Origin of the sequence: Bacteroides sp. Ga6A2 (genome assembly GCF_000702225.1) — a bacterium.
Taxonomy (GTDB): domain Bacteria; phylum Bacteroidota; class Bacteroidia; order Bacteroidales; family Bacteroidaceae; genus Ga6A1.
The window spans coordinates 62,297-78,580 of record NZ_JNKX01000016.1; the positions used below are offsets into that span (position 1 = coordinate 62,297).

General features: G+C 47.9%; 17 protein-coding genes. 13 read left to right on the forward strand and 4 right to left on the reverse strand.

The window, feature by feature from the left end:
- The first annotated feature begins 78 nt into the window (after positions 1-78).
- Positions 79-1,344, forward strand: coding sequence for a glycosyltransferase family 4 protein (locus T538_RS0105520; RefSeq protein WP_031532559.1), 1,266 nt, complete (start codon positions 79-81; stop codon positions 1,342-1,344).
- Positions 1,337-2,110: a glycosyltransferase family 2 protein gene (locus T538_RS0105525; protein WP_031532558.1), complete on the forward strand. Its 774-nt coding sequence runs from the start codon at positions 1,337-1,339 to the stop codon at positions 2,108-2,110. Before T538_RS0105520 ends, T538_RS0105525 begins: the two co-directional genes overlap by 8 nt.
- Here T538_RS0105525 and T538_RS0105530 read toward each other — a convergent pair.
- Genes T538_RS0105530 through prmC form a run of 3 tightly spaced genes read right to left on the reverse strand, consistent with a single transcriptional unit; the run spans position 2,103 to position 4,121 of the window.
- A complete protein-coding gene (locus tag T538_RS0105530; RefSeq protein WP_231497066.1) occupies positions 2,103-2,828 on the reverse strand; it encodes a ComF family protein in 726 nt (241 codons plus the stop codon). The genes T538_RS0105525 and T538_RS0105530 overlap by 8 nt on opposite strands.
- Entirely contained in the window at positions 2,797-3,288 is a 492-nt protein-coding gene (locus T538_RS0105535; protein WP_031532556.1) for a regulatory protein RecX, read from the reverse strand. The genes T538_RS0105530 and T538_RS0105535 overlap by 32 nt, the downstream gene beginning before the upstream one ends.
- Positions 3,285-4,121 carry a peptide chain release factor N(5)-glutamine methyltransferase gene (gene prmC / locus T538_RS0105540; RefSeq protein ID WP_031532555.1) on the reverse strand — a complete coding sequence of 279 codons (837 nt, stop codon included), beginning with the start codon at positions 4,119-4,121 and terminating at the stop codon, positions 3,285-3,287. The genes T538_RS0105535 and prmC overlap by 4 nt, the downstream gene beginning before the upstream one ends.
- A 43-nt stretch (positions 4,122-4,164) precedes the next feature.
- On the opposite strand from prmC, the gene ribD reads away from it, so the two are divergent.
- The 11 genes from ribD to T538_RS0105595 all read left to right on the forward strand — a co-directional run bounded on the left by ribD (position 4,165) and on the right by T538_RS0105595 (position 15,312).
- Positions 4,165-5,196: a bifunctional diaminohydroxyphosphoribosylaminopyrimidine deaminase/5-amino-6-(5-phosphoribosylamino)uracil reductase RibD gene (gene ribD / locus T538_RS0105545; protein ID WP_031532554.1), complete on the forward strand. Its 1,032-nt coding sequence runs from the start codon at positions 4,165-4,167 to the stop codon at positions 5,194-5,196.
- A gap of 174 nt (positions 5,197-5,370) precedes the next feature.
- Positions 5,371-6,747, forward strand: a complete 1,377-nt coding sequence (locus T538_RS0105550; RefSeq protein WP_031532553.1) for a DUF6242 domain-containing protein — start codon at positions 5,371-5,373, stop codon at positions 6,745-6,747.
- Position 6,748: 1 nt separating this feature from the next.
- On the forward strand, positions 6,749-7,456 hold the full coding sequence (locus T538_RS0105555) for a type IX secretion system protein PorG (protein WP_031532552.1): 708 nt from the start codon (positions 6,749-6,751) through the stop codon (positions 7,454-7,456).
- A gap of 2 nt (positions 7,457-7,458) precedes the next feature.
- A complete protein-coding gene (locus T538_RS0105560; protein ID WP_031532551.1) occupies positions 7,459-8,199 on the forward strand; it encodes an isoprenyl transferase in 741 nt (246 codons plus the stop codon).
- Positions 8,200-8,231: 32 nt separating this feature from the next.
- Complete coding sequence (locus T538_RS0105565) at positions 8,232-10,847, forward strand: BamA/OMP85 family outer membrane protein (RefSeq protein WP_051655898.1); 2,616 nt, start codon at positions 8,232-8,234, stop codon at positions 10,845-10,847.
- Between the two features lie 12 nt (positions 10,848-10,859).
- The gene (locus T538_RS0105570) at positions 10,860-11,390 is read left to right on the forward strand and encodes an OmpH/Skp family outer membrane protein (protein WP_031532549.1); all 531 of its coding nucleotides are present in this window, start codon (positions 10,860-10,862) and stop codon (positions 11,388-11,390) included.
- 103 nt (positions 11,391-11,493) lie between these two features.
- Complete coding sequence (locus tag T538_RS0105575) at positions 11,494-12,018, forward strand: OmpH/Skp family outer membrane protein (RefSeq protein ID WP_051655899.1); 525 nt, start codon at positions 11,494-11,496, stop codon at positions 12,016-12,018.
- 51 nt (positions 12,019-12,069) lie between these two features.
- The gene (locus T538_RS0105580; RefSeq protein ID WP_031532547.1) at positions 12,070-12,576 is read left to right on the forward strand and encodes an OmpH/Skp family outer membrane protein; all 507 of its coding nucleotides are present in this window, start codon (positions 12,070-12,072) and stop codon (positions 12,574-12,576) included.
- Between the two features lie 72 nt (positions 12,577-12,648).
- On the forward strand, positions 12,649-13,497 hold the full coding sequence (gene murI, locus T538_RS0105585; protein WP_031532546.1) for a glutamate racemase: 849 nt from the start codon (positions 12,649-12,651) through the stop codon (positions 13,495-13,497).
- A 157-nt stretch (positions 13,498-13,654) separates the two neighbouring features.
- Positions 13,655-14,500: a hypothetical protein gene (locus tag T538_RS0105590; protein ID WP_031532545.1), complete on the forward strand. Its 846-nt coding sequence runs from the start codon at positions 13,655-13,657 to the stop codon at positions 14,498-14,500.
- Positions 14,501-14,865: 365 nt separating this feature from the next.
- Positions 14,866-15,312, forward strand: a complete 447-nt coding sequence (locus T538_RS0105595) for a hypothetical protein (protein ID WP_031532544.1) — start codon at positions 14,866-14,868, stop codon at positions 15,310-15,312.
- A gap of 132 nt (positions 15,313-15,444) precedes the next feature.
- Here the strand turns inward: T538_RS0105595 and T538_RS0105600 are convergent, their stop codons facing one another.
- Positions 15,445-16,284, reverse strand: coding sequence for a CvfB family protein (locus T538_RS0105600; protein WP_031532543.1), 840 nt, complete (start codon positions 16,282-16,284; stop codon positions 15,445-15,447).

Consider the following 16,284-nt stretch of genomic DNA (forward strand, 5'->3'; position numbering starts at 1 on the left):
ATTTCAGACTAGTTGCAACCGACATATTTCATTTTTTTTCTCTAATTTTGCAGAATAGTTTCTAACACTAAAAAATATATGAGAGTTCTTCTTGTCAACACATCAGAACGCATAGGCGGAGCAGCCATCGCAGCCAACCGACTTATGGAGGCTCTGAAAAACAATGGCATAAAGGCAAAAATGCTTGTAAGGGATAAACAAACTAACCAGATTACCGTTGTGGCACTCGACCCTTCGATAAGACATCAGGTGCAGTTTGTGTGGGAACGCGCGGTTATTTGGATGGCTAACAAATTCAAGAAGAACAATCTTTTTCAGGTTGACATAGCCAACACCGGCACCGACATTACCGAACTGCCCGAATTCAAGCAGGCAGACGTGATTCATCTGCACTGGATAAACCAAGGATTCCTGTCGCTGAAGGACATCGAGAAGATTATAGCATCGGGCAAGCCCGTTGTGTGGACTCTGCACGATATGTGGCCCTTCACCGGCATCTGCCACTATGCCAGCGAGTGCGACAAGTACAAGACCGAATGTCGCAACTGTCCGCTAATCTACGGCGGTGGCAGCAAGAACGACCTCTCGCACAGAACATATCTGAAGAAGAAGAAGATTTACAGCGGCTCGCACCTTCATTTTGTGGCATGCAGCCACTGGCTCGAGGACTTGGCAAAGCAGAGCTCGCTGATAGCCGGACACAGCATACAGAGCATTCCTAACGCTATAAACAACAACCTATTCAAGCCACGCGACAAGAAAGAGGCGCGACAGAAGTGCAATCTTCCGCAGGATAAGAAACTGCTTCTCTTCGGCTCGCTGAAGGTGACAGACGAGCGCAAGGGCGCGAAATATCTTATCGAGGCCTGTCAGATTATAAAGCAGAACAATCCCGAACTTGCAGAAAATCTTGGTGTTGTGATGATGGGCAACAAGGCTTCGGAGATGCAGAGCCTTCTGCCGTTCCCTGTCTACAACATGGACTATGTAAGCGACGAGCACACGCTGGTAAACGTGTATAACGCCGTAGACCTCTACGTCACCCCATCGCTTCAGGACAATCTGCCAAACACCATCGTCGAGGCAATGTCGTGCGGAACGCCGTGCGTTGGCTTCAACGTGGGCGGCATTCCGCAAATGATAGACCATCTGCACAACGGCTATGTAGCTGAGTACAAAAACGCATCGGACTTTGCCAACGGCATCTGCTGGTGTCTTGGCGACGACGAAAACAGCGGTCTGAGCGAGATGGCTTATCGCAAGGCAGCAGCCTCGTACTCAGAGAGTAACGTGGCAATGCAATACATCAACCTATACAACAAAATAACTGGAAAGCATGCCTGAAACACAGCCTCTTTTCAGCATCGTGACGGTATGCTACAACGCATCGTCGGAGATTAGGCGAACAATAGAAAGCGTTGATTCGCAGGATTTTGACAGTCTGGAGCACATCTTCATCGACGGAGCATCGAAAGACGATACGCTTTCGGTTATAAAAGAATATGCCGAGAGAGCACGGCACACCGTAAGTTTCTCTTCTGAAAAAGACAGGGGCATCTACGACGCAATGAACAAGGCTTTCGACGGCAGGGTACACGGCAGATACATAATGTTTCTGAATGCCGGCGACACGCTGAAAGGCAGCGACACGCTAAGCCAGATTGCCGAACTCGTTTCGGACGACAGCGAGCCGGGCGTGATATACGGCTACACCGAGGTATTGGACGAGAAAGGCAACTATCTTGGTATGAGAAGAAAAAACATTCCCGAGAATCTGAACTGGAAATCGTTCAAAAACGGAATGTTGGTGTGCCATCAGGCTTTCATCGTTAATCAAAAACTTTTCTGCAAGTACAATCTGAAATACAAATATTCGGCTGATGTGGATTGGTGCATCAGAATAATGAAAGAGGCTGAGAAGCAAGGAATTGAGATAAAAGGTACTAACATCACAATTTCGCAATTCTACACCGGCGGAGCAACGACACAGCATCACACCGAATCGCTGATTGAGCGTTTCAAAGTGATGACAGACCACTACGGACTGTGCTCAACCGTGTGGCATCATCTGCTTTTCGCAGTGCGAGGCATTGCAAAGAAAATCAGTTAGATGCAAGCGCCATCGTGAGCACGCTGCACTTGGCATCGCACACTTTCTGAATCTCGGAGATGAGCGAGATAGTCGTTGCACCCGTTGTAAGCACATCGTCTACAACAAGAACGTGCTTGCCTTTCAAAGCATCAGAATCGGCTACCGAAAAAATGCCCTCAACATTTTCTTGTCGCTGCTGGCGACCTTTTCCAATCTGCGATACGTTGGCTTTCGTTCTAACAACCGAGCGCGTATCTATCTGCAATCCCGTTATTTCTGATATTCCACGCGCAATCATCTCGCTCTGGTTGTAGCCGCGCTTTTTCAGTCGGCTTTTTGCCAGCGGAACAGGCACGATAACATCAACACCATCGAAAATCATTGTGGCAACAAGTTCTCGCGCCATCAGTCTGCCCATGAAAATGCCAATCTCCGGCTTGCCGTGAAACTTCAAATCCATCAGGATTCTGTGATAATTGCTCGCGCTGTGATATTTGAAAAACGACATGGCACGCTGAATATCTACCCTTCCCCAGAAAAGTTGTTCAATCTCGTTGCCCTCGGCACTTGCCAAGCCTGTACGAGGCAGATGCAGAAGGCAGTCGGCGCACAGAAACTGCTCGTCTTTCTGCAACCTCTCGCCACAAACGGTGCAATGTCGCGGAAAAACAAAGTCGAGCACGTCGGCAAGAAAACTCCGTGCTTCAGAAATCGTCTGCGAAAGCATCTTCTTCATCTCCACCTTCGATAAATCGTTGGATATAAGCGTATTCAAAGCCGCGGCTCATGGCGAATTTTATCAGTTTGCAACGACACTCGTAGTCGTTCTTGCCCTTGACGGACTTCTTCTTTGCCTTGATAAGCTGTTGAAGAATGCCGAGATATTCGTCCTCGTCGAGATTCTCAAGAGCCTCATCTATAGCCTCGGAAGAAATCTGCTTCTGCCTCAGGGCCATGCGTATTTTAGTCCTGCCCCACTGGTTGTAGCGCAGTTTGTCGTGTGCAAAAAAATTGGCATATCGGTTTTCGTCGAGAAAACGCTCTTTGTAGAGGTAAGCCACGATGCGATTCTGCGCCTCGGCATCAATCTCCCAAGCATCGAGTTTAGCCCTCACCTCAGCCTCGCAATGTTCTGAACCTGAGCACAAAGCCGTCACTCTGCCGAGAGCAGTTTCTTCTGAAATCTGTTTCTTCATAATACAGCCTTTATCATTCTGTCGTTGTCAAAGCGGTCTTTCCGCAGTTCGATATTCTTGTAGCCGAGCGATGCGAGCATCTCGGTTGTTTCCCGACCGAAAGCGCGGTTTATCTCGAAGAAGAGCGAGCCGTCTTCGTTGAGCATCTCGCGCCCAAGCACGGCAATGGCACGGTAAAACATCAGAGGGTCGTCGTCGGGGACGAAGAGTGCCAGATGCGGCTCATGGCTGAGTACGTTGTCGCTCATCTCGGCCTTCTCGCGGTTGCAAATGTACGGCGGATTACTCACGATTATATCGAACTTGACAGACGGCGTAACATTAAGCACATCAACCTGTTCAAATCGGACATCGGCATCGAGCTGACGGGCATTCTCCGCCGCCTGACGCAGCGCGTCGTCAGACAAATCCCATGCCGTTACGATGGCATCGGGCATCAGCTTCTTCAGCGATATGGCTATACATCCGCTGCCCGTTCCGATGTCGAGAATGGAACAGCCGTGTTTCGCCTCGCTGTCGGCAACAATCCAATCAACCAAATCCTCGGTTTCGGGGCGCGGAATAAGCACTCCGGGAGCAACCGAAAAGTCGAATCCGCAGAATTCTGCCTTACCTAGAACATACTGAACAGGCTCGCCTTTTGACAGACGAGCCACAATATTATCCAAATCTTGACGTTGTTTTGGCAATAATTGTATATCTTTGCCCATGCAAATATCGAGCAGCGAGATGCCGAACCTGCATTCGAGAACCATACGCGCTATGGCGTTGGCTTCGGAATCGGGATAGACGGCCGAAAGTTGCTGACGGATATGTGTAAGAATCTGACGCATTGTTAGTATTTAATGCAAAGATAGACAAAAAAGCGAATTAAAAATGACGATTGACGAGAAATATATGGCGCGCGCCATTCAACTTGCCAAAAACGGACGACAGAATGCCGTGCCCAATCCGATGGTTGGAGCGGTTATCGTGCTCGACGGCAAGATTATTGGCGAAGGATACCACATCCGCTGCGGCGAAGGTCATGCCGAGGTGAATGCGGTAGCGTCTGTCAAAGACAAGTCGCTGCTGAAAGATGCCACAATCTACGTCAGCCTTGAGCCGTGCGCCCACTTCGGAAAGACTCCGCCGTGCGCCCAACTGCTCATCAACCACAAGCTAAAACGCGTGGTGGTTGGCTGCGTAGACCCGTTTGCCAAAGTGCAGGGAAAAGGCATACAGATGCTGCGCGATGCCGGAGCCGAGGTAACCGTAGGAGTTCTGGAAGAAGAATGTAAGGCTCTGAACCGCCGTTTCTTCACCTTCCATCAGAAAAAGCGGCCATACATCACTCTGAAATGGGCACAGTCTGCCGACGGATTCATCTACAACAAAGATGCCGACAGATATCTTTCGAACCCGCGCACGCTGATGCTCGTACACAAGATGAGAGCCGAAAGTCAGGCAATACTTGTTGGCAGCCGCACGGCAGAGACCGACAATCCGCGACTCGACGTGAGACTGTGGCACGGCAAGAACCCGACGCGAATCGTCATAGACCGCCAAAACAGACTGAGCCGAAGCCTCAGCATCTTCGACGGAAGCACGCCGACGATAGTCTTCACAACATCAGAAACCGACGAGAAAATCAGCAACGTCGAGTTCGTGACGCTGAAAGCAGAAGACTTTCTGAATCAGATGCTTGCAGAACTTCACAAAAGGCAGATTCAGTCGCTGCTCGTTGAAGGCGGACGCGAGCTTCACCAGCTTTTCATAGACAACAGTCTGTGGGACGAGATAAGGGTCGAAGAGTCAGACATCGTTCTGGGCGGAGGCATAGAAGCACCTACAGTACCATCAGGCGCAAAGGCAGAACGAAAAGTTCAGTTCGGACACACAATAACCACGTTCCGCAACGCAGAATAGTTCCATTTTTAACAAAAACCGCTCAAAAGAGCATCTAAACCTCTTAATTATGCAAAAAATAGCAAGTAAATTCCATAATTTTATTTAAAACCGTTCGTTTTTATTCGTAGAAGCGAAAAATGTGAGTATTTTTGCACCTTGAAAATTATATATAATAAATTTGAACACTTTTAGATGAGAAAGTTAATATCTATCGTCTTTTCACTTGTGAGCATCAGTTTCATTTTTACATCATGCTTGAAAAACGATGATGAAGAAACAACCTATTCCAGCGAGTGCGTTATTACATCGTACAAATTGGGAACCCTTAACAAATACAGAACAGTCACAGCGTCTGACGGTTCGGACAGCATCGTAAAGGATACCGTAACCGGCTCAAACTACAAGTTTACCATAGACCAGCGCAACCTGACAATCTACAACACCGACTCGCTGCCTGTGGGTACAGACATTACGAAGGTGGTTGCAACAATCGGCGTAAGCGGATATTCGGTTACATTCACCCGAAACGACTCTATACTGACATACAGCAGCACAGACTCGCTCGACTATACAAACCAGATGCAGTTTACCGTACATGCCAGCGACGGACTGGCATCAAAGACATACACAGTTAAACTGAACGTTCATCAGACATACGCCGACTCGCTGATGTGGAGCAACAGCACCGTTAGCAACTTCCCTGCATCGCAGCTCGAGAACATTAAGAGCATCTACCACGACGGCAAAATAATCGTGTTCGGACAGAAGGACGGCGCGCTAATGATGACCGAAGCAAGCGCAGACGACACCAACTCGTGGAGCACACTTGCAGCAACCAACGGCATCAGCGGAACAGCCGACATCAACAACATCGTTCTCTTCGGCGGAAAGATTTACATCGTGGCTGGCAAGCAGATGTACGTCTCAGACAACGGTAAAGACTGGACAGCCGTTGAGGGTAGCAACAACGTGAACAGACTGCTCGCAGCATCGTCTTACGAGATTTTCGGCGTTGTTGATGGAAACTTTGCAAGTTACTCAAACGGCGAGTGGACTGTTAACGGCAATACCGACATCGAAAACCTGCCGGAGACTTGCGTAGCATTCAGCAGCAAGAAGATGAAGCACAATGCCACAATGGAGAAGGTTGTACTCACCGGAATAAGCGAGAACAACGACAGTTGCGGCGTTGTTTGGAACAGAATCAGCGCAGAGCAGGCATACGCCCGCCAAGGCTGGTCATATCTTCCAAACGAATATATTAACATCTACGCGCTTCCACGCCTCGCAAACCTCAACGTTCTGTCGTACAACGACGAACTTTACGCTTTCGGCGGTGCAGGCAAGATGAGAAGCACAAGCATCGACGCCCTCTCGGGTCTTTACATCTCGGGCGACGATGGCATAACTTGGAAAACAAAGACAAAAAAGACCACATTGCCAGAAGAACTCGAAGGCGTAACACGCGAGTTCACAGCGGTGGTAGACCAGAAGCATAACGCCATTCTCATAATCTTCAAGAACGGCAACATCTGGCGCGGATTCATTCCTGAAATCTACATAAAATAGAATGCTGAAGAATGTTGTGACAGCACTGCTCGCATGGGCAGTTGCACAAACAGCCACAGCACAGGAACTTGAATACAAGATGGAGCTGGGCGGTGCGTTGGGAGGAACCTTCTACATAGGCGATGCCAACGCTGCCCTGTTTAACAACATGGGGCTGGCAGGCGGAGCGAAAGCCGCCTACATCTTCAACCCCAGAATGAGCCTCAACGGCAATCTGCTTCTCGGCAAGATTTCGGGCAGCACCGACGATGTAGACACCGTCTATCCATCGGGAACAAAGGGCACTCCGGGCACGGCACGGTTCAGCCGCACGGTTGTAGACCTTGGAGCACAATTCGCCTGCAACTTCTTTGCCTACGGAACGGGAAAAGGCTACAAAGGCACACACAAGTTAACGCCTTACATCATGGGCGGAGCCGGATTCACCTATGCGCCATCGCCAGCCGAGGACGTGTTCACGCTTAACTTTCCGCTTGGAATAGGCGTTAAATACAAATGGCGAGAGCGCGTAAACGTGGGCATAGAATGGAGTATGAGGCTAACATGGACCGACAAACTCGACGTAACGAGCAATGAAGGACTGCAACTCGACAAGCCTTACGGACTGGAGAACGGCAGCATCTTTAAGAACAGGGACGGATATTCGTACACATTATTATATGTAACATACGATCTCTTCCCTAAATACCGAAAATGTAACAACTTTTAATTATGGCATATATCGACCAAATAGATAAGACCAGAGTACCAAAGCACATTGCCATCATTATGGACGGCAACGGACGCTGGGCTAAGGCAAGAGGCGAAAAACGCACGATGGGACACATCGCCGGCGTTGAGACTGTGCGCCGAATAACCAAAACAGCAAAAAATGCTGGAGTTAAATTTCTTACTCTATATACATTCTCGACAGAGAACTGGAATCGTCCGGCCGAGGAAATCGAGGCTCTGATGGGACTCCTGCTGAAGAATCTTGAAGACGAAATCTTCATGAAGAACGACGTGAGTTTTCAGGTCATTGGCGACCTGAAACGACTTCCTGAAGCAATTCAGAAGAAGATTCAAGAGATGATTGAGCGCACATCAAAGAACTCCAGCATGTGCCTTGTCCTCGCACTCAGTTACTCGTCAAAGTCAGAGATTCAGAATGCCGTAAGACAGATTGCCGAAGAGGTAAAGGAAGGCAAACTCGATGCCAACGACATCAACGAAGAGGTGATTGGCAAGCATCTGTACACCAGTTTCATGCCCGACCCAGAACTGCTTATCCGCACCGGAGGCGAGATTCGTCTTAGCAACTATCTGCTGTGGCAGGCTGCATACTCAGAACTGTACTTCTGCGACACCTATTGGCCAGACTTCAGCGAAGACGACTTTTTCAAAGCCATCTACGACTATCAGAACCGCGAACGCCGCTTTGGAAAGACAAGCGAGCAGGTTGCAACAGAATAAACCTTAACTACTATAGTTTTTAGCTAAAAAGAATGAAGAATCTGAAATTTGCATTATGTCTGTGTACTGCCCTCGCGGCAGCGTCGCCTACGTGGGCGCAAGACAATAATGACGACAACGGGAAACCCAACATCATCTACTCCGGCACTCCACGGCAACTCGAAATCGGTGGCATCAGAGTGAGCGGCGTAAAGAACTATGAGGACTATGTGCTCATAGGATTATCCGGCTTGTCTGTGGGACAGACCATCGACGTGCCGGGCGATGAGATTACGACAGCCGTAAAGCGATACTGGAAGCACGGCTTGTTCTCGCAGGTGAAAATTGAGGCCGATAGCATTGTTGACGAGAAAATCTACCTTCATATTGCGCTCGCAACACGTCCGCGCGTGAAGGAAATCAACTACAACGGCATTAAAAAGTCGGAGCGCGAAGACCTTGAGGCAAAACTCGGTCTGATTAAGGGTAACCAGATTACGCCTAACATGCGCGACCGCTCTAAGCACATTATAAAGAAATACTTCGACGAGAAGGGCTACAAGGAGGCGGAAGTAAACATCGTTCAGGTTGACGACCCAGACAATCCGGAGCAGGTTATCGTCGACATCAACATCGACAAGAAGGAGAAAATCAAGGTTCACCAGATAAACATCGTCGGAAACACCGTATTCAGCGACAGAAAGTTGAAGAACGCGATGAAGAAGACCAACGAGAAGAACAAGATTCTGAACACCTTCAAAGCCAAGAAGTTCATTCAGGAGAAGTATGAGGAGGACAAGGGCTTCATCATCGACAAGTACAACGAGTACGGATACCGCGACGCGCAGATTGTAACCGACAGCGTAAAGCAGTACGACGACCGCTCGGTTGACATCTTCATTAAGATTGACGAGGGTCAGAAGTACTTTGTGCGCAACATCGACTGGGTTGGAAACACCGTGTACCCAACAAATTATCTGAGCCAGAAACTGCGCATGAAGCGCGGCGACGTTTACAACCAAAAGTTGCTGAACGAGCGTCTGTCTAAGGACGAGGACGCCATCGGTAACGACTACTACAACAACGGATATGTGTTCTACAGTCTCGACCCTGTCGAGATTAACGTAGACAACGACTCTATCGACCTTGAAATGCGCATCGTCGAAGGTCCGCAGGCTACGATAAACCGCGTGAAAATAACCGGTAACGACCGCCTTTACGAGCACGTAGTTCGCCGCGAACTTCGTACCAAACCGGGCGACCTCTTCAGCAAGGAGGCTCTTGAGCGTTCGTACCGAGAGATTGCGCAGATGGGACACTTCAACCCAGAGAACATCAACCCTGACGTTAAGCCAGACCCAACAAACGGAACTGTTGACATCAACTACATCCTTGAGTCAAAGGCTAACGACCAGATTGAACTTTCTGCCGGATGGGGTCAGACTGGTATCATCGGTAAGGTGAGTCTGAAACTTACGAACTTCGCCATTCAGGAGTTGTTCAGCAAGACCAAGAACCGCCGCGGAATCGTTCCGCAGGGCGAAGGTCAGACACTTACGCTGAGCGGACAGACAAACGGTACTTACTATCAGTCGTACAGCGTTTCGTTCCTCGACCCTTGGTTTGGCGGCAAGCGTCCAACCTCATTCTCGGTAACTGCATTCTACTCAAAGCAGACCGATGTGAGCAGCAGCTATTACAGCAACTATTACAACTATTACAACCAATTATACGGTACTTCGTACAACAGTTATGGTTACACCGCAGATAACTACTACGACCCTGACAAGAGTGTTCAGTTGTTTGGTGTTACTCTCGGCTTCGGAAAGCGTCTGCGCTGGCCTGACGACTACTTCACATTCAGCGCGGCTCTCACATACCAGCGCTACATGCTGAAAGACTGGGCTTACTTCCTGATTTCCGACGGAAACTGTAACAACATCAACCTTGAACTTGCGCTTAACCGAAACTCAACTGATAACCAGATTTACCCTCGTAGAGGCTCTGAATTCTCACTCTCGCTTGCCCTCACACCACCATTCTCTTTGTGGGACGGAAAGGACTACGAGAAGCTGTCATCTGTAAAGAGTACAGATAACAAAGAGTTGTACTTGGCAAACATGCAGGAGAAGTTCAACTGGATTGAGTATCACAAGTGGAAGTTCAAACTGCGCTCGTTCACGGCTCTTGCCAACGGAGCAAAGTGTCCTGTGCTGATGACACGCGTTGAGTTCGGTCTGCTGGGCCACTACAACAAGTACAAGAAATCTCCGTTCGAGACCTTCTATGTTGGTGGCGACGGAATGACAGGATATTCGAGCAGTTATGCAACCGAGACCATCGGACTTAGAGGTTACGAGAACGGAAGCCTCACTCCAACCGGAAGCGAGGGCTACGCTTACTCACGCCTCGGCCTTGAACTCCGCTACCCTCTCATGCTCGAGACATCAACAAGCATCTACTGCCTTGCATTTGCCGAGGGCGGTAACGCTTGGACAACAATAAACAAGTTCAACCCATTCGACATGAAGCGTTCTGCCGGCGTAGGTGTGCGCATCTTCCTGCCAATGATTGGTATGATGGGTATCGACTGGGCTTACGGATTCGACAAGGTTTACGGAACAAAGGGCGGAAGCCAGTTCCACTTCATCATCGGTCAGGAATTCTAACAAACCAGTTTAATGAAAGCATTACGAATCCTTGCAATATCAGCCATTGTCTGCTACAACCTGTTTGTGGCAGACAATGCCTTTGCCCAGAAATATGCCGTGGTTGACATGCAATACATTCTGAAGAACATCCCGGCATACGAACGCGCCAGCGAACAACTTAACCAAGTAAGCAAAAAATGGCAGGCCGAGGTGGAGGCACTGAATGCAGAAGCACAGACGATGTACAAGAACTATCAGAACGAGTCGGTGTTTCTGAGCGAGGAGCAGAAAGCTAAAAAAGAAGAAAACATTCTTGAAAAAGAAAAGGAGGCAAGCGAACTGAAACAGAAATACTTCGGTCCCGATGGCGAACTTTACAAGAAAAGAGCATCGCTCATAGCCCCGATACAAGAAGAAATATACAACGCGGTGAAGGAGATTGCCGACTCGAAAGGCTACAGCCTCGTTCTTGACAGGGCATCCGACTCGGGCGTGATATTTGCCTCGCCAAAAGTAGACATCAGCAACGAGGTACTGACAAAGTTGGGCTATTCTAACTAATTTTCAGCATTTTTAAGAAATATAGTCGTCTATTTAACAAAAAAATACAGTACCTTTGCCGCCGAAAACAAATTTGATAATATAAAAACGAGAAAAATAACAAATGAAAAAATTGATTCTATTGGCGCTAATTCTTGCGCCAGCATGTGCATTCGCACAGAAGTTTGGTCATATCAATTCTGCTGACATCATCCAGAATATGCCAGAGTTTACCGCAGCACAGAACGAGATTCAGGCTCAGCAGAAGACATACGAGACAGAGTTGAAGAAGATGCAGGACGAACTTCAGGCTAAGGGCGCAGAGTTCGAGAAGGAGATGGCTACACTGCCAGAGAACATCAAGCAGCGCCGCCAGCAGGAACTTCAGGACATGTACACTCGCATGCAGCAGTTCGCTCAGGAGAGCCAGTCAAACGTTCAGAAGCTTTCTAACGATAAGATGCAGGCTATTCAGGAGAAGGTAACAAAGGTTATCGCTGAAATCGGCAAGGCAGGCGGCTATATCTACATCATGGATATCACAGCCGGTATTCCTTACATCAGCGAGACTCAGAGCACCGACCTTACAAGTCAGGTAAAGAGCAAGCTCGGCGCAACAGGCGCAAAGACTACTCCTGCTAAGAAATAATTCTGATTAACAGACAACAATCTTGTCAAACCCAAAATTCTTTAAAAAAGTATGTTCAAGAAAATAATCATAATGGCATTGTGCATGCTGCCGCTCGCAGCAAGCGCACAGAGTAAATTCGGCTACTTTAACTACGACGACATGCTTAAGGCAATGCCTGAGTACACAGAAGCACAGAACAACCTTAACATGCTTAAGGACAACTATGAGTCTGAACTCAAGCGTTCGGAAGATGAGTTCGACAAGAAGTACACTGAATTCCTTGACGGGCAGAAGGAGTTTCCGAAGAGCATCCTGATGAAGCGACAGAAAGAGTTGCAGAACCTTATGGATCAGACTCTCGAGTTCAAGAAGGATGTTAAGGAGATGCTCTCTAAGGCAGAGAAGAACCTTATGGCTCCGGTTAAGCAGAAACTCGACGAGGCTGTTGCTGCCGTGGCTCAGGAGAAGGCTCTCGACTATGTCATCAACACTGCCGGAAACAACTATCCGTACGTAAACCCAAACACTGGCGTTGATATTACGGAACAGTTGAAGCAGAGTCTTGGAATAAAGTAAAACAGAACTGAACAACAATCCCTATAAGGGCGACACCATTATGGGGTCGCCCTTTCTCTTTCCCTGTAGATTATGGCACAACCATCATTCTCAAAAAATCCCGGACCGATAGGTCTGTTCGACTCGGGCTACGGAGGCCTTACGATTCTGAAACAGATTCAAAGCCTTATGCCCGAATACGATTACATGTATCTGGGCGACAATGCACGCTCGCCTTACGGCTCACGCTCGTTCGACGTGGTTTACGAGTTTACGCTGCAATCGGTAAAGAAACTCTTCGAACTGGGCTGCCAACTTGTTATTCTTGCGTGCAACACGGCATCGGCAAAGGCACTCAGAACCATTCAACAGAAAGACCTTCCGCTGCTCGATGCCGACCGCCGCGTACTTGGCATAATACGCCCAACGGCAGAGTGCATAGGCGCGCTAACCAAAAGCCGCCACGTTGGATTCTTTGCCACCGAAGGAACGGTTCTATCACATTCCTATCAGTTAGAGATTGAGAAACTACACCCCGACGTGAAAGTTACGGGCGAGCCTTGCCCAATGTGGGTTCCGCTTGTAGAGAACAACGAATACAACAGCGACGGTGCAGACTATTTCGTAAAGGCTCGCATAGACAATCTGATGAGCCGCGACCCCGAGATAGACACCATAATTCTGGGCTGCACCCACTACCCTCTTCTGCTTAACAAAATTAACAAGTACATTCCCAAAGGCGTTAACGTTATTCCGCAGGGCGACTATGTTGCGGCAAGCCTCAGCGACTATCTTAAACGCCATACCGAGATGGATGCCAAACTGACGAAGGGCGGCACTTGCCAGTTCTTCACCACCGAGAGCGAAGAGAAATTCAAAAAAAGCGCGTCGGTATTTCTGAATGCCGACAAACTGGACGTTAAAAAGATAACGCTGGTTTAAGAAAAAAAACGGTCGGGGTTCGAACAAGAATCCCGACCGTTTTTTGCCGAGAAGAACGATTTTCTGCTATATTTGCATCAAAAGCAAGACTAACCTGCTGAAAAACAAGCACGGACACAGTCTTGAGATGTATAACCCGTAAATCAATAGACACATTATGAAACAGAGTTCGAAAGAGATTCAGGAGATGTTCATGACGTTGCCTTTTTCCGAGACCATGAAAAACTGCATAGAAGAAACAGGCTGGCAGTTTGCCGACTCGCACATTGCAACAATAATCTACAACTTTCCTTTCCCGTATTTTGTGAGAAGGGAACTTCTGGAAGCAATCCACGACAACACAGAGGACGAGACGCTGAAAACGCAACTCGGACAGCGTTTTGAGGTTGACGACCTTAAGATTGAATCGTTTAAACAGCCATTAAACAACACGGTCTTCGCCGTTAAATCGTTCGACTTTTCCGACATCGGAACTTTCAGCGATTTCGATTCTGCAATGGAAAGCGTTAAGGACTATAACGATGAATTTTGTATCGAGAAGATTCAAGCGCTTTCTGAGGAAGCCGAACCGGCGGTAAAGAATTTTTCATTTCCATTCCGCAACATGGGCGCAGAGAACCAGACCGAATTCTGGGACATCGACAGCGCGCCCGACACTCTCGGAACAATATATTTCAACGAGGAGAAACTCATACACCGTTTTTGGAGCGTCACACCCGACAACGAATTCATCAGAAAAGTGGACAGCCTCGACTCCTCACGATTTGAGAATGCCTTCGTGCCGCTGCCAAACCCATTCGACAAGGGCGACAAGGTGCAAAGACTCTCGACTGGCGAGACTGTTGTGATAAACACAACAAAAGAGAAATTCAACGATATTATTGCCAAAGCCGAGAAAAGTGCCGACTACGATTACGACGACACATACGTATCGTTCATATTCAACAATGGCGAGGGGGTAAAAGACGATTTGGCATGCCTTTTCGAACTGGAGCGTGCATAATTTTGAAAGCGGCAGCAAAATGCCGCTTTTTAATTTTAGGCCTTCCACAAAGCAGAAGCTTTTTGATATATATCAAGAATGCACGTTCCAAAGATGTTTTATGGCAGCGTTTTTTCATTTCTTGGTGTTTTTTGACTTTCTTTGCATAAAATTTCAATAGCGAAAACTGAATATTACGTGTAAATAAACTGCAACAGACAGTAAATAAACATGTAAGCAAAGCCTGAAGTTTTAGAGACGGCATTGTTCATAAGAAAACTAAAGAACTGCTATCAAAAATTAAAGCATTATGGCGCAATCATTACATAGACACGGATTATGATGTTTTTCAGGAAACAGGTTGAACAATAATAATTATTACCAAAATGAAAAGCAAAATTGTATCATCTCTAATCATCATCGTAACATTTGGCGTTGCGCTTGCAAGAATGGCAAACTGTTCGAAAAAGGTCATCCTGCATTGGGACATCAGCGGCAACCTAACGAGTCAGGGAACTGAAAACCTCATCATCCTGCTACCTATGATTTCGGTCATAATTTTTGCAATCTTCAAATACTACGAACGGAATCCGTACAAACTGAGCACTCTTCCACGCATAGAGGAGAGCGAGAGCAACACCAAGATGCTGGTAAAGCACATTAAGACAATGGCTATGCTTACGCTGCTTGCAATGCTTTACATAACAATGTGCTCGGCTAAGATGGCAGACATACGACTGCTTATTATCGTGCCTTTCCTGCTGCTGACAATGGGATACTATGCCCACACTCGCAAAAAGATTAAGGCAGGCTTCTGCGCGCAGGCAAAATAACAGAGCATCAATATCATATTCGCAATAATTTTCACTATCTCGGGTGGTTGTCGGAGAAAACGATACCCATCCGAGTTTTTTATAAAATAAAGCCGCACGAACGTTTCCGGTTCATGCGGCTTTATTGCTTGTTTATGCCAGATAGATTCCGTCGTCGCCTTTGAGGACGATGAGATGCTGCTTGTACAAATCGCCCACAGCCTTTTTGAAAACCTTTTTGCTGACTTCAAATTCGTTGTAAATCTCGTCGGTCGAACTCTTGTCATGGAAACGGCAATGACCGTCGTGCGCCTTAATGTATTCGAGCAAAGTGTTAGAGAATTCGCTTATCTGCGCTCTGCCGTTGTTCTGAAGTTTCAAGTCAATCTTGCCGTCGGGACGCACCTGCTTTACGAAAGCTGTGAGGCGGTCGCCGCTGTGAACGTACTGGAACAACTCGTTCTGGTACAACATTCCGCTGAACTTATTCTCGACAATCACCTTAAAGCCGAGGTCTGTCTTCTGATAGACAAGCACCTCAACCTCGTCGCCGGGATTATAGTCGGGCATCTCGTCCGACAGGAATTTCTCTATCTTAGCCGATGCCATTATGCGGTAACTGTCCTCGTCTATGTGGCAATGGACAACGTACTTGTGTCCCTTCAGCATCTTCATTTTCTGCTCGCGGAAAGGCACGAAGAGATCCTTCATCAAGCCCCAGTCGAGGAACGCTCCGAACTGGTTTACCCAAGCCACCTCGAGATATGCGAACTCGCCCACCTTAACCAGCGGTTCGAGTGTTGTGGCAATCAGGCGTTCTTCTTGGTCGAGATAGATGAAGACGTTGAGCATGTCGCCCACCTGACAGTCTTCGGGAACGTATCGGGTTGGCAGCAGGATTTCGCCATCGTCGTGTCCGTCGAGATAAACGCCGAAATCTACCGTCTTTACAACCTCAAGCTGATTGTAGTTTCCTATTTTAACATGTGCCAT

Excerpts from the sequence above, each read along its gene's own strand:
- T538_RS0105520 (WP_031532559.1), top strand. The coding sequence starts at position 79 with ATGAGAGTTCTTCTTGTCAACACATCAGAACGCATAGGCGGAGCAGCC.
- T538_RS0105525 (WP_031532558.1), top strand. The coding sequence starts at position 1,337 with ATGCCTGAAACACAGCCTCTTTTCAGCATCGTGACGGTATGCTACAAC.
- T538_RS0105530 (WP_231497066.1), bottom strand. The coding sequence starts at position 2,828 with ATGAAGAAGATGCTTTCGCAGACGATTTCTGAAGCACGGAGTTTTCTT.
- T538_RS0105535 (WP_031532556.1), bottom strand. The coding sequence starts at position 3,288 with ATGAAGAAACAGATTTCAGAAGAAACTGCTCTCGGCAGAGTGACGGCT.
- prmC (WP_031532555.1), bottom strand. The coding sequence starts at position 4,121 with ATGCGTCAGATTCTTACACATATCCGTCAGCAACTTTCGGCCGTCTAT.
- ribD (WP_031532554.1), top strand. The coding sequence starts at position 4,165 with ATGACGATTGACGAGAAATATATGGCGCGCGCCATTCAACTTGCCAAA.
- T538_RS0105550 (WP_031532553.1), top strand. The coding sequence starts at position 5,371 with ATGAGAAAGTTAATATCTATCGTCTTTTCACTTGTGAGCATCAGTTTC.
- T538_RS0105555 (WP_031532552.1), top strand. The coding sequence starts at position 6,749 with ATGCTGAAGAATGTTGTGACAGCACTGCTCGCATGGGCAGTTGCACAA.
- T538_RS0105560 (WP_031532551.1), top strand. The coding sequence starts at position 7,459 with ATGGCATATATCGACCAAATAGATAAGACCAGAGTACCAAAGCACATT.
- T538_RS0105565 (WP_051655898.1), top strand. The coding sequence starts at position 8,232 with ATGAAGAATCTGAAATTTGCATTATGTCTGTGTACTGCCCTCGCGGCA.
- T538_RS0105570 (WP_031532549.1), top strand. The coding sequence starts at position 10,860 with ATGAAAGCATTACGAATCCTTGCAATATCAGCCATTGTCTGCTACAAC.
- T538_RS0105575 (WP_051655899.1), top strand. The coding sequence starts at position 11,494 with ATGAAAAAATTGATTCTATTGGCGCTAATTCTTGCGCCAGCATGTGCA.
- T538_RS0105580 (WP_031532547.1), top strand. The coding sequence starts at position 12,070 with ATGTTCAAGAAAATAATCATAATGGCATTGTGCATGCTGCCGCTCGCA.
- murI (WP_031532546.1), top strand. The coding sequence starts at position 12,649 with ATGGCACAACCATCATTCTCAAAAAATCCCGGACCGATAGGTCTGTTC.
- T538_RS0105590 (WP_031532545.1), top strand. The coding sequence starts at position 13,655 with ATGAAACAGAGTTCGAAAGAGATTCAGGAGATGTTCATGACGTTGCCT.
- T538_RS0105595 (WP_031532544.1), top strand. The coding sequence starts at position 14,866 with ATGAAAAGCAAAATTGTATCATCTCTAATCATCATCGTAACATTTGGC.
- T538_RS0105600 (WP_031532543.1), bottom strand. The coding sequence starts at position 16,284 with ATGGCACATGTTAAAATAGGAAACTACAATCAGCTTGAGGTTGTAAAG.